A 13,318-nucleotide genomic window follows, 5' to 3' on the forward strand; every position below is an offset into this window, starting at 1 on the left:
AATTGGGACGCTGGGATAACCCCAAGGTTTAAGACTGCTGGCCCGAAACGTGTCTTTCGCCCTAGCGAATTGCCGGTTACGATGCACCACCATGAGTATTCGATGGGGGCTTGGACAACCAAAAACTCAACGAAAGGTTCGGTTGGCGAGCTAGGTACGCGTCAGGGGGAGACGTGGGCGTTCAGAAGAAGATCATTCATGCCCGAGAGCTGCTTGTCCTGGCTCGCAAGGCTGCCTTAGCGGCGCGGCCTCTCGAACTCTCATCGATAAAGCGCGTGCGTTTCTGCCTCGGCTTGCTTGACGGCTCGCCGAAAATGGAATTGTTCGCCGAGGTCGCCGATCGGCTCTCAAAGCTCGGCGTCGATCAGAAGCATTATTGGGTTGGAACTTTCTACACCCTGCTACTGCCGCCGGCCGTGCGGCGGGCACAAGCAGCCTATTTCACCCCTCCTAATCTCTCGAAGGCTCTCATTCGGCTGGTCCGCAATGAGGGCTTCGATCCCCTGCGTCATACGGCCATCGATCCCGCAGCCGGCGGCGCTGCCTTCCTCTCGACTTTGGCAGGCGAGATGCGGGAACTAGGAGCATCACCGAAAGACATTTTGGGGCGTCTGCACGGAATAGAGATTGATCGAGGACTAGCCCGGCTTTCGGAAGCGTTGATCGCTGACCGCATCGATAGCTCCATCCCGTCAGGCTCGGTGGTAGAAGTCCGGGACGCGCTCAAGGCGCAGCATGATCAAACCTACAATTTGGTCATTGCCAACCCACCCTACGGGCGCATTTCGGCGGATGAGTTGCGCGGTAAAGCATGGCGCGATGTTTGTCATTCAGGTCATATTAACAAGTATGCACTCTTCGCCGAGCGATGCTTTCGGCTTGCAAAGCCGGGCGGTCTCGTGGCGCTCGTTCTTCCTTCCAGTTTTATTGCGGGACCGCTCTACGGAAAACTACGGGCCTACATGCGCGAGAAGGGCGAAATCCTCACGCTAGGCTCGGTGACAACACGCAAAGACGTTTTTGTCGATGTTACGCAAGACGTCTCGATCGTCGTTGCTCGCGCCGGCAGCGCGCATCGTGCTGATCACGCCGTCTCGTTCGGCAATGTCGCCAGCTTCGGGCCTTTCAAGCCCACCTTTGCGACGGCGCTCCCGCTCAAATCCGAAGACGCCTGGATGTCGGCTGGTAAGCAGCCGGGTGCCGCGGTTGGCGGTGCCACGCTCGTCGATTACGCGGCCACCTTACGTGTAGGCTACTTCGTCTGGAACCGCGAGCTTGAGCGGATGTCGAAGCGGCGCGCCGCGAAGCTCGATATGCCGCTGATTTGGGCGCGGAATATCCGTCCGGGCAAATTCTGCTTTCCCAAGGCCAAAATTGGAAAAGGAATCGATTTTGTCCGGTTCGAAGAAGATTCGGTCGCCATCGTAAGGGCGAACGCCATCGTTCTCCAGCGGACCACGAATAGCGCGCAATCGCGGCGACTCATCGCGGCGCGGGTATCGCCGAGTGTGATCCAAAAGTGGGGTGGCTTCGTCACCGAAAACCACACACTTGTTTTGACCGCGCCTGACGTTGCAACGCTCAATACGCTTTGCTTTTTGCTTAATTCGGCTGCGGTCGACAAGCGCTACCGTCAACTCTCGGGCACCGCCAGCATATCCGCCAACCTGTTGCGAGCCCTCGATCTGCCAGCGCCCAAGGCGTTAGCTGAAGCTCTCCATGCGCTTGGACTTTGCGAGGAAGCCGTTGAATGCGCTTATGCGGCGGGCACAACAGCGAGAGCGAAGTTAACCGCATGAAAAACGGGCGCTTCGATCCGAAACGGGACCCTCACTTGCGGCATCCCTCGCATCGCGAGCGCTTGGATCAGGCCGCTTCGGCCCTTCAGCAGCAACTTGAACAACGCTCGCGTCATTTGGCAGAACGCGCCGCCAAGTCAGAAGCCGAACGGGTCGCAAGCGCAGCACGCGCGGTCCGGTCGCCGGCAGCCTATCAGGCGGCCCTCACGGCTATTCCATTTTCCCGGCCGGGCGAACCCGCGCGTCTTTCTGTCAGCCCGTCTTATCAGCGGCTCCTCGATACTGCGCTTCGGTGCCTGGAAGGTAGAGCGCGCGAGGCGGTGCTTTGTTGGCCTGAGTTCGATGTTTCTCCTGCCGCCGTCGCTGCTTTCTTGACCCTCGCAGACAATGCTGCGGCGAAGGAGATTAAGCACGATGCGCTGGCCGCAAGGGCGCCACCGCTTGGCTTGCGCGCCTTGATATTTCCCTATGCGAGTAGTGCGCATCGTCCATTGCGAAGAATTTACATCGATAAGGAATCGCTCGGCCGTCTCCATACGCAGCATCAGGTAAGGGCGATGCGGCGCGATGAAGATCCAGCTCTGGAAGACTATCACAAGGCGCTCGCGCGCGCGAAGACACTTACGGGCCAGACGCTCGACGGCAATACGTATGACGAATTCCGGCATCCATGCCTGGACGAAATACTTCCATCGGGGCCCTGCACTGGGAACGATGGACGAAAGCAACTTCTCTGGCGAGTGAAATCGAAGACCGATCTCCTATCGATCAAACGCTCGAACCAGGCCGACGATCCAGCGAACGCCAAGTTCTATCTTTTTGGCTTGAGGGGTTCGGATAACGCGGCGGCTTCACTCAAATCGCTACGCAAACAGCTCGACATCGTGCTTCTCGATCTTGGGCAAACTGGGCGTAACCGGCTCGGTCGCGACTGGGAGAAGCGCGTTCAAACTTTTCTAGCCGAATTAGATCGCCATGTTGGTCCTGTCGCGGTCTTGGCCCTCACCGACGATCCATGGACGTTCGACAAGCTTCGCTTTGAAACGCTACGCGGTCCGGCGCAAGGTAAGACGCGCGCGAAGCCCGTACCTTCCGACATCGTCTTCGGACAGGCTTCTGACCTCGTCGTTGCAGAAGCCAGCGCCAAACCGACCTACTCGCAAATCACCAAACAAGACGCGATCGGATTTTCTGGTGAAGTCGAGACTTTACTAAAGAGGGTGCGCGCGAATGCGCGCGTAGCCTACGATCTTGGCGATGCCTCTGCGACGGAACTCTTGTACCGGCTGGGCGGCATCTTGCGTCGTTGTGCTTCGTTGCCGGGTCCTCGAAGCGATTTCTCGGCTTACGTTGAACAGGAAGCCGGTAACTTGGCAGCCGCAGACCTTCTGGCTTCCTATCGAACCGGCGCTGTTATTGCTGAGATTAAAGGCAGCGTTGGGCCTTGGGCCCAGAACCACCGCGCGGAGCTCCTTGACCTCTGCGCGAGCGTCGACCGGGTATGGAATAACACCGCGCAGCTCACGCCAATGGCGCCGCTGCTCCGTGACGTTGTGAAAAAGTTCGAGCGCACAAGTTCGAGAACGGCGATTTTGTTTCGCAACGATATGCTCAGCGATTTCGCATCGTTCGTCCTTTGCAAGGACGAAGAGATCGGCGTGCACATCGAGGCGAGGATCGACAAGAACATGTTGCTCTTTCTCGACAAAGAGTCCTTAGGCGATTTGGCGAAGCTGAAGGCAACGGAACGCAATCAGATCAAGACGCTGATTTGCGTGGCACCGACACGATCGCAAATCCTTTCTCTTCTGGCTCGGCCATGGCTTCCGGAAAATCTGATCGTTCTTGCCGATAGCGATACGCTCGCCAGCGCGGCGCGCGACGGTGCGCGCCTCTTGGCCTATCCAGAGCTGGCCGACATTCATAAGCGTGTTTCCGTCTTCGTCGAAAAGGCGGGCAGGGCGGTTCACCGTGACTCCGGTGTTGCAGAAGCAAATGTCGCAAGCGAAGACGAGGACGTTGAATTTCCCGCCAGTAGCGTCGTTAATCTTGCCGGCAATGTCCGTCCCAATCAACCGACCATCCGCTTCCGCCTGTCCGGTGACCAAATCGTTGTTGCGCGGCCGGGTACAAAGCTAATTTTGCTCGATCATACGCGAACGGTGCCCCTCTTCATCGAGACCGAAGCGAAGGATGTAGATATCGGTGACCGCATTTGCGTCATTGGTGACGCGTTTCTTGAGATGGCCCGGCCTTTGTTAAACATTACCGCACGAGCCGCGGAGGAGATTCGGGACTACCATCATCTCGTGCTCGATCGCTTCGCGAGGCTTCCAGGGACGTCGGTTCACGACAAGCTCGTAAATCTCGTGGCGACCATGAACTTTCCGGCCGTGACCGTTCAACGTGCGGGTTACTGGATTAGTCTTCGCGATCAGCTTGATGTTCCTCTGCACGAGGTCGTGCCTCATGCTCCCCGAGACCGATCTACCTTTATGGCCTTCATGGGAGCACTCGGCGTAAGTGAATCCATCGCCGCTCGGTTTTGGACGTGGGCTGTTATTGCGCAGCGCACGAGCCGTCTTCGCGCCGCCTTCAGCTTTCATGACGCTTATCGGACAATTCTCATCGACACGTACGCCGCCCAATCGAGCAATCCTGAGCGAGCTAGGGATATCCGGAGATTGAAGGCAGCGGCGCAGGATTTTGTCGCGGTGGTGCAGGAAAAGACCGAACAGCGAGGCGAGTGTGATCGGGCTTAACGCAGCGCAGCTATCAACTATATCGCAGGAGCTGAAAGAGGCGGTTTGCAACGCGCTCGTGAACATGACGGTTGCCCGAGTGTCGGGAAGCGACGACGAGGGCCGCTTCCTTTATGGCAGATCGGCACGCCGATCGATTGTGTCAGGTCAGCTCTTGCCACGGTTCGATACAGCCGGTGCGGACGATGAGACATCCGACATTCGCATCGCGGCATCTGGCATTGACTTTCACGTCGACGCCGGGGCGGCAGGTCAATCAACGATAACTCCATCGTTTTCGGTTTATGTGCGCGTATTGCCGAATTGGGCCGACTTGGCGGACGAGGCGCTCGGGCTGGACGTGGAGTTCAAGCTTCGGCGCGCCGTTCAAGATGCGATCGACAACCGCTTTCGCCAACTTCGAACCGAGCGCTTTGCGGCCGCCCGTGTCGCGACACCGGATTGGCCTAACCTCAATCCTGAGCAGCGACAACGTATCTACCAGCAAAGGCAGGCGATCCTCGAAGAGGTCAGGCGGCAAGCCTATGCCGAGCAGGGAATTGAGTTCGAACGCGGCGATGAAGAGCTTCTGATTTCCAATGCGCCTGACGACGGAGACGCGCCCGCGCCGGTCCAGGAAGCTCAAAATGCCGCTCCCGATGTTGCGAACGATCAAAGCGCTCAACTTAGGATTGGTCGGCTTTTACAGCGCGGTCGGTCTGTCCCGTTTGCGCTCCTTGAACCTGTCGCCGCGCCAGGCAAGTGGCGGAGGATCGACCTCGCATTTGCGCCGTTTGTCTGGCACTTCCTCACCGATGCGGCGCAACTGGCGGTCCAGGTTGCGGACTACTCCCGGACAATGCGGGACAGCGCGCTTCAACAGGTCGTCGATTGGATTAACTCGCCGGAGGGATTGGCGGAGGTGTGGCGAGACGTCCGTGTCGAACCTCGCGACGTGATTTCCGAAGCCGCATGGAACGCGTACCGAAACCGCGCGGCACAAACACCTCCCGCCCTTGCTGAAATAGTTCCGGCTATTGGCGGTGTGGGCCTTCAGGTCGACCGCACGCCGGATTTTGCCGATCCGACCCGCGTAGCGGTTCGCGTGATGCTGGACAACAGCTCACCGGAACTTTCGCGCAGAGATGCCTTTACGCGCTGTGAAATCATCTTTATCACGCAGCTTGCGGTTACGGTACCGGCCGCGCTACATCGGCCCTTGCGGCTGGACCGGGTCGAACCCTCTTACCGGTTCCGGCATTTCATGCACTACCCCGCGATAGGCCTCAATTGCGGGGTGACGAGCCAGCGAGCGGGCGATCTTCTAACCTTGCGCACGACGTGGTCGCCTCGGTTCGTGCAGCCGAGGATTATCCCGCGCTCGCCTAATGTGCCCGTTGCCTTCACCGAGCTGGCGCTTGAAAGCCGCAACGTTGCAGATCTCCTCACGATTCCAGAAGCGTATGCCGCTTGGATTAGTCAAGAAGAAGCGCGGCTGCGGACGGCCGTACGTGAAGGCGTAAGTCCTGACGAGGCCGATAGCGAGAGCCGTCGGCTTGAACGAGACTTGGCCGATCAGCGACGCGAGGCTGGGTACATTGAGCGCGGTATTCGGTTGTTGGTGCAATCGCAAGAAGCGTATCGCGCGATGGTCGCGGCCAATGAGCAGCAGCGCGCCGTCCTAGAGCGCCGCGCAGCACCTTATCGTGCGTGGCTGCTCATGAATGAGAGCTTTCTCAATCGAGATGGGGGGAATCGGGAGCGGGGCTGGAGGCTATTTCAGCTTGCCTTCATCTTGGCGCATGTGCCGACGTTCGCATCACGCATGGAGGAATATCGAGATGCGTTCGATCCACTCCTGGACGAAGCCGCAGCGAGCCTCCTTTACTTCTCGACTGGCGGCGGAAAATCGGAAGCATTCTATGGAACCTTAATCTTTGCGATGTTCCTCGATCGGCTCCGTGGCAAGTCGCGGGGCGTAACGGCGATGATCCGGTATCCACTGCGACTTCTGACACTCCAACAAGGGCAGCGGTTGCTGCGGCTCGTGACCGCCGCCGAACTCGTTCGCATCAATCGCCATATTGGCGGCTGGCCGTTCGAAATCGGCTTTTGGGTCGGCGGCAACAATACGCCCAACCGATATTCCTACGTACCCTCGATCGTGCCACGCGCGGACGATGAAGATCACCCGGATGATCGACAGCTTGAGGAAGATGCTGTTATTGCTGATCCCGAGGGGCAGCGCGCGGCTGCGCGCTATCGCGAATTCCGCGCTGCCTACAACAAGGTCCCGCAATGTCCTTCCTGCGGAAGCGCGACCGGCTTGCGCCGCTTTGAGGGAGAAGGGACCACAGCTCGCCGCTTGGGCATCGTTTGCTTCAACGCGCAATGCACGTTCAACAGCGCGCACGCTGATCGCACGCCACTTCCATTTCTGCTGACGGATGACACGATCTACGCAAGGGCACCTTCCGTTGTCCTCGGTACGATCGACAAACTTGCGATGCTTGGTCAACGCACGACCACAATCCGTCAACTCATTGGGATGTTCGGGCTCGCTCGCGGCATTGGCCCTACAGGCCATCTTTCCTCCCCTCCGAACGAAGGCGATATCGCCGGATGGCTCGCAGGTGATGGCTACCAATCGGTCTTCCCGGCATTTCGTCAGGGCCAGCGTGTGTTTTTTGACCCGTTTCCGGCTCTCATTATCCAGGACGAAGCGCATCTATTGGAAGAAAGCCTTGGCACTTTCAGCGGGCTGTTTGACAGCCTTCTGGAGGAGGTATTCACCGAGATCGACCAATTGGCGGGAGACGAGCTTCACGTGGCCCGCGTCTGGCGGGCCGGCCAGGCAGGGCGCCTACGGACTCCCAAGGTGATTGCGGCCACAGCTACAATCTCGAACCCGGACCGGCAGCTCGAAGTTCTTTATCAGCGTCTTCCGCTACGTTTCCCATGTCCCGGGCCCGATATTTACCGCTCGTTCTTTGCAGAACCCGCCCCGGCGCCCGCGGAGAATCCCGCCCGCGTGGCGCTTGAGCAGACACTACCTCTTTACGAGACCCCAGAACGCACATCCCCGTGGATGCGCCTCTTTGTGTCTCTCATGACTAACGATGCAACACATACCGTCACGGCGGTCGCTGTGTTAAGTGCCTATCATTCCATTATCACGGACGTCTGGCGGGGATTGCTCGATCCTGCGACACGCGCGACGACGGCGTACGGCCTCGCGAACTTCCAAGGAGAGCATGAAGGCAGCGACTGGCGGCGAGATGCCATTCGGAGGGCTATGCAGGAAGGCCGTGAGAACGACGTCTTCGCGCTCATCGATCTTCACCGTGTTGCGCTCGCCTATGTCACCAATAAGAAGGGCGGTGATCAGGTGATGGACGCCCTAGATGCTGCGGTGCGCCTCCGCCACCGCACGCGGCATCAGCCGCTGGACGGATTTGTGAGTCGGCTCATTTCGGGCGGCATCGATATGAAGGAGATACAGGAAATCATGGTGGAGGCGGAGGCCGGGAATCCGGGCGCACCTTATCCGCCACTCCATGGCCAGCTCCGGAGTGTCGTCGCGACTTCTGCGATAAGCCACGGCGTCGATGTTGACCGCTTCAACAGCATGTTTTTTGCGGGTTTGCCGTCCGATATCGCCGAGTACATCCAAGCCTCAAGCCGTGTTGGCCGTACCCATGTCGGCTTTGTCATGCTGGTGCCGACCCCGCAAAGTAGACGCGACAGGTATGTCGTTGAAACGCACGATATCTTCCACCGTTTTCTTGAGCGGATGATCGCGCCGCCGGCCGTAGAACGCTGGGCTGAAAACGCCATTCGCCGTGTGATGGCGTCGTTGGTTCAGACCTGGGCTGTTATGCGCGAGAACCAATCTTTCATCCGCGCGGCTGACGCTGCGAAAGCAAGAACGGATTGCTTCGAGACGGTCAGCCCCATTCGCACGCTGATCCGTACCGATCCGACCGGTTTTGCCGGCGAACTCGGCGAGTTTGTACTTCGCGCGATCGGCTTTCAAGGGCGCGGGCAGGGTGCCCTCGGTCGTCCTGTCTATTCAGAGCTGTACCGTGCGCTCGTTGAGCAGGAAGTGGCGCGCTTCGTATCGAGTGTGCGAAATTTCGATACCCCGTTACGGCTCTACGAGTATTGGGAGGATTCCGCAGCACCATTCAAGCCGCCGATGACCTCCCTTCGCGATGTGGACGAGGCCGGCGTTATCGCCGCCGCCAGCTTTGATGCTCGCATTACACAAGGCCGGCGAACAATCGACCAAGACGAATTGATTCGAGTCATGCGTGCTATTCGCCAACAACGGGGAAGTGTCGCGGAAACCGATGTCGATGCGCCGGAGAGGACACCCTGATGACGAACGGAGGAGGAAATCGGGGTAACCGCCCACGGGATTGGCGCAATCGTCCGCGTCAGGCGGCGCCGCGCCCGCGCCATGACGACGAAGCCGACGGCGAACGCCGCCAGAAGCCACCGGTTATGTTCCGCTCGCGCACCCAGCTTGCCACGACTTACGCCCCCGGTGTTCTGTTCACGTGGGAAGGGGCAAAAGGCATCTGCCGGGCGGTTCCTATCGATCGCGGTGAACCGCAGGTTTCCGATGCCACGCGTCTCCTCATCTTCGACGGCATGAAGGAGATCGCCTCGACATGGTTCGCCCGAGCTTCGGGACTACGAGCGCCTGTGGCCGTCCCCATCGAGCTTATTCTCGACGATGTTTTCTACGACCGGAATTCGCAGATTGTGGATCGGGATTGGGGACGCACTTTCCAACTCTGCGATCCGGGTACGATGGGCTACATTCCCTATCCTCTGATCTATCGTTGCGGTGTATGTGGCCACGTGCGGCAGTACGACACAATCGCAGATCAAGCACGTCATCCTCTGCCCGCACGCTGCGGCAATCACGAAGCCCGTTGGTCGCAGGTCGATGTCGTTTACGTCCATTGGTCGGGGCATCTTGAGCCGCTCAGCCCATACCGAAACAACTACGATCCGAACCGCCGGCGCGTGACGCGGTTGACGACGTGTACCTGCGGCGGTCAGGACTTCACTTTAAATAATCAGGCGCCCGTTTTTTCCGATTGGCACTTTGCGTGCGAAAGTTGCCGCTCACATCGCGATCTCAAGCAGCCTGATCCCTTAACACTAGAAATCCTCGAGCGCGAGCGGCAAAACACGGGACGTAACTTCGAGCGCATCGAAGTTAACATGTTGCCGGTGTCGTACCGCGCCAACTCCGCCTTCTATCCGCAAAAGGGCACGTTCATTGAATTTCGCGATCGCCGCGTCGTCGAGCTTTTGCTTCCACATAGACACCCCGATTTGCTTCAGCGGCTCGCCGAAATTCATCGCGTTCCGTTCGCGTTGCCCTCGGATGCGCAAATTCAAGCGTCGTTGGCCACTGCGGGACGTTCGGCCGAATGGGACGACTATACCGATCACCGAGAAATGGCGGAACGAGCTACCGCGCGTGGTCAGGCGGACCGTGCGGATCGATTGCTGCGCGAAGCGGATGCCATTCGCGAAGGCTGGTACGCGTCGGGCGTGGTCGAACGGGGGCAGGTTCAAAGCGCAGCGCTTGCCGCCGCCGTTGCGCAACGCGGCGAATGGGCTCGGCGCTTCGATGCCATTCGGCTGACGATAGAGCACGACCGCTTTGTTGCCGAACACGTCCACGAGCGCCGCACTCAGCACGAATCTATCGACGTCATGGAGCCGGATCGGCTGATCTGTGACGCCGTCGGCGATCCGGCTCGCTTGGCTCATTATCAGACGACCACCCGAAATCTGTTTCGGAGGATCGGCCTCGATCAAATTGTGCTTATTCGTGGATTGCCGATCTGCGAGTTCAGCTTTGGCTTTACCCGTGTTTCATCCACTCCGATTTATTATCGCGAGTTCAATGGCCGGAGCGTTGCCATGCCGGTCAGGCTGAATGCTTTCCCTGAACTTCCGAATGGACGGCGTCCGGTCTATGTGACCCAGCAGCGTAATGAAGCGCTCTACTTCAAGATCGACGAAAGCCGCGTCAGACGCTGGCTTGCTGCGAACGGTATGCCCGAGGCCGCTGATGAGCCCGAGAAGACGCTTGGCGCCATTTATCTAGAAAGCTACGCCGATTTTGGCGCCTTCCTTGAAGAGTTCAAGGAGCGGGAGGGACGCGGGCAGGCACCGCGGTCTGTCACCGCGTACATCTACCTCTTGCTCCATAGTCTTTCGCACCAGGTCATGCACGCCCTAGCCGATATCTCCGGCCTCGATCGCGATGGTTTGGGCGAGCACATTTTCCCTGCCGATCTCGCTTTTGTCGTCTATCGAAAGGGAATGACACCAGATCTTGGCAATATCTCCGCGATGTGGCGCAACCATGCGCAAGATTTCCTCCATCGACTACTCGATCAGAGGCTACTGCGGTGCGGTTCGGGGTCGCTTTGCGACACGCGCGGCGGTGCCTGTCCAGCCTGTATCATGGTGTCCGAAGTAACGTGCCTCGGCGGCAACCAGCTGCTTTCGCGGTCAGCCCTCAAGGGCGGGCCCGCTCCAAATTGGGAGCGACAGGGCAGCCCACCACTGGTGGGCTTCTTTGATCCGGCGTTGGCCTATGACTGACTCGCTAATCGCCCCGTCAGCGAAGGCGCGCTTTGTGGTGACATTGCCACCAGAGCCAAGCCGTGTCGGTGAGCAATTGCAGAAGATTGCAGGGGCTTCCTTCACCACCCTAACCAACACGCAAGACGCTTTTCTGCATCTCGCCCGGCGTGCCCGCGATCGGCTGGTTATCATGACACCCTACATTGATAGTCTTGGCGCAGAATGGGCGGCAGACTTATTCGATGCCACAGAAGCCAAGAGCACGATTCTCGTGCTTCGTGGAACTGCCCAAATCGACGGCTGCGGCCAGGCCGGTCAGCGTCTTAGCCGATCGGCGAGCCGCATCCTCGATTATTCACTTGCCGGCGTTTACGCGAACGGCCAGCCATACATCGAGACCTTCCACGCGAAGATTGTGCTGGCGGACGGCGCAGCAGCCTATGTCGGCTCAGCAAATTTTCTCTACCGGTCTCGCGAAACGAATTTGGAATGCGGGTTCCTTATGGAAGGCGATGCCGTTGCACCGGTAGCCGTTCTCGTCGACGCCTTGTTGGCAGTCTTTGCTGAGCCCGCCTGACGCGGTACGGCACGTCGGCCGAGAACGTGTTAGGCGCGCAGCCGATGTTCGACGATGAACGCTTCATTGCTAAATTTAACAAGCAGTTCATACCAGCGGAGCAGATCCCCGACTGTCGTATTGAGCCGTTCCTTCTGTCGCTGCTCCTGCTTGCGCGCCGCTTCCTGGATCAATCCGAAGTCAATGTCGGGATCCGCTTGAACCGGCGGCGTCCCGAGATGCTGCCGCTCGCGGCGAGCAGCTTCAGTTGCAAGCTCATGGACCATCTCATTGCGCAGCCGACGCAAGCGCTCGATCTCCTCAGCCAGAGGAACCAGTGCAGCGAAGCATTTAGCGATGTCCTGTTGCCCGTCGACGGTTTGCAGCGCCTCCTCAAAGGCGGTCTTAAACCTGCCTCGCGGCTCGCCAGAAAAGTTGCGTTGCCCATCGTACTTGGCGCGAGGTTTATTGAAGACAGCCATCACAAAAAAGTCGCGTATGCGATCGGACGCCGTTGACAGGTAGATCAGTGCGCTTGCCCGATGCATTTCAAAGAATGTCTCGTCGGAAAAGATATTCTTCAGAAGTCCCGACGCTTGGCTGAGCACGATTCCGATTGACAGCCGTGCCCAGGCCATCAGACCTTCAAAGTCTGTTCCTGACGTCATCAGGAATTTTTGGCGATCCGTGGGCGCAGGGGGAGGTGGTGTTCCTCGACGCGCAGAGTATGTCCAGAAAAAGCGCTCATCGCTGATGGGCGGCTCGATTTGCCACATTGCATGGCCGATGAAATCGGGATCGGCGGTGTTTTCGTCCCTCCATCCGTAAGAGCTCAGCGGCCATAACCGTGCTTCATCGAGGAGCCGTTCGATGTCTTTGTTTGGATGGCGGCCATTCATGCTCTGTGTTCCCAGTATGCATTCATGAGGCCAAGGCGATATGATCTCTGCTCCCAGGCGAAGGCTTCGAGGATCTCAATCTTGGCAGAGCGAGCCTTCGTCGTCATGTGCTCACCTTAGATGTCGATTTCTGAGACGCCCCTGATCGCCAGACGTTTGAAGCTAACATAAGATGTGGCTTCTTCTTATTTTAACGGCGTCCCGTGCTGCATTTGAGTTGTTTGGCGTGGGAGCTACGGGCGTAATTGTGTTTGCTCCAGCTGTCGGCGCGCAGAGTCTATTCTGGTTTGAGGTCGGGGCCTTTCGTCGTCGTGGGCTTGGTTTTCGTTACGAACTTCTCACCTGTCGTGATCGCTAACTGTCCCTGTGTCGTCAAGGGGGGATGTCCCGATCGCTGTTGAACTAGGTCGGGCCGACGTTGCCGGAATGAATGTTACGCGGCCCTCGTGACGTGGGCAACGGGGTTGATCGTCATGCGATTGTGGCGAGCTTGAAGAGCCGCACGCAGAACCGACAATTGCTTATGCGCCTTCAATCGTCGGAAGCCCTTGTTGGCCTCGATCATGCCGGCCGCGACCCATCGCAAGGCCATACCGGCATCCCGCCAGCGTTTGACGTTGCGCGTGACGCGGCGAATGGTGCCCATCATGTTCTCGGCGATGTTGGTACAGGCGAGCGATCGACGAAGCTCCTTCGGCAACT

General features: G+C 58.6%; 6 protein-coding genes and 1 pseudogene. 5 read left to right on the forward strand and 2 right to left on the reverse strand.

Annotated features, from left to right (window positions below):
- Nucleotides 1-110: 110 nt before the first annotated feature.
- From K289_RS45650 to K289_RS0130285, 5 genes are read left to right on the forward strand one after another with little or no spacing between them, the layout of a single operon-like run.
- A complete protein-coding gene (locus K289_RS45650) occupies nucleotides 111-1,799 on the forward strand; it encodes a class I SAM-dependent DNA methyltransferase (protein WP_051310967.1) in 1,689 nt (562 codons plus the stop codon).
- On the forward strand, nucleotides 1,796-4,561 hold the full coding sequence (locus tag K289_RS0130260; protein ID WP_156918261.1) for a hypothetical protein: 2,766 nt from the start codon (nucleotides 1,796-1,798) through the stop codon (nucleotides 4,559-4,561). The genes K289_RS45650 and K289_RS0130260 overlap by 4 nt, the downstream gene beginning before the upstream one ends.
- Nucleotides 4,548-8,921 (forward strand): helicase-related protein, encoded by a 4,374-nt coding sequence (locus K289_RS0130265; RefSeq protein ID WP_027554920.1) that lies wholly within the window; start codon nucleotides 4,548-4,550, stop codon nucleotides 8,919-8,921. The genes K289_RS0130260 and K289_RS0130265 overlap by 14 nt, the downstream gene beginning before the upstream one ends.
- Nucleotides 8,921-11,179 carry a hypothetical protein gene (locus tag K289_RS45655; RefSeq protein ID WP_051310969.1) on the forward strand — a complete coding sequence of 753 codons (2,259 nt, stop codon included), beginning with the start codon at nucleotides 8,921-8,923 and terminating at the stop codon, nucleotides 11,177-11,179. Before K289_RS0130265 ends, K289_RS45655 begins: the two co-directional genes overlap by 1 nt.
- Entirely contained in the window at nucleotides 11,172-11,738 is a 567-nt protein-coding gene (locus K289_RS0130285) for a phospholipase D-like domain-containing protein (RefSeq protein ID WP_027554924.1), read from the forward strand. Before K289_RS45655 ends, K289_RS0130285 begins: the two co-directional genes overlap by 8 nt.
- 29 nt (nucleotides 11,739-11,767) lie before the next feature.
- On the opposite strand, the gene K289_RS0130290 is transcribed toward K289_RS0130285, so the two are convergent.
- Both K289_RS0130290 and K289_RS0130295 read right to left on the reverse strand, forming a co-directional pair.
- Nucleotides 11,768-12,616 carry a hypothetical protein gene (locus tag K289_RS0130290; RefSeq protein WP_156918262.1) on the reverse strand — a complete coding sequence of 283 codons (849 nt, stop codon included), beginning with the start codon at nucleotides 12,614-12,616 and terminating at the stop codon, nucleotides 11,768-11,770.
- A 433-nt stretch (nucleotides 12,617-13,049) separates the two neighbouring features.
- Nucleotides 13,050-13,318, reverse strand: a pseudogene (locus K289_RS0130295) (IS256 family transposase); the annotation flags it as partial.

This window comes from Bradyrhizobium sp. Cp5.3, assembly GCF_000426265.1.
Lineage (GTDB): Bacteria > Pseudomonadota > Alphaproteobacteria > Rhizobiales > Xanthobacteraceae > Bradyrhizobium > Bradyrhizobium neotropicale.

Excerpts from the sequence above, each read along its gene's own strand:
- K289_RS0130260 (WP_156918261.1), top strand. The coding sequence starts at position 1,796 with ATGAAAAACGGGCGCTTCGATCCGAAACGGGACCCTCACTTGCGGCAT.
- K289_RS45655 (WP_051310969.1), top strand. The coding sequence starts at position 8,921 with ATGACGAACGGAGGAGGAAATCGGGGTAACCGCCCACGGGATTGGCGC.
- K289_RS0130285 (WP_027554924.1), top strand. The coding sequence starts at position 11,172 with ATGACTGACTCGCTAATCGCCCCGTCAGCGAAGGCGCGCTTTGTGGTG.
- K289_RS0130290 (WP_156918262.1), bottom strand. The coding sequence starts at position 12,616 with ATGAATGGCCGCCATCCAAACAAAGACATCGAACGGCTCCTCGATGAA.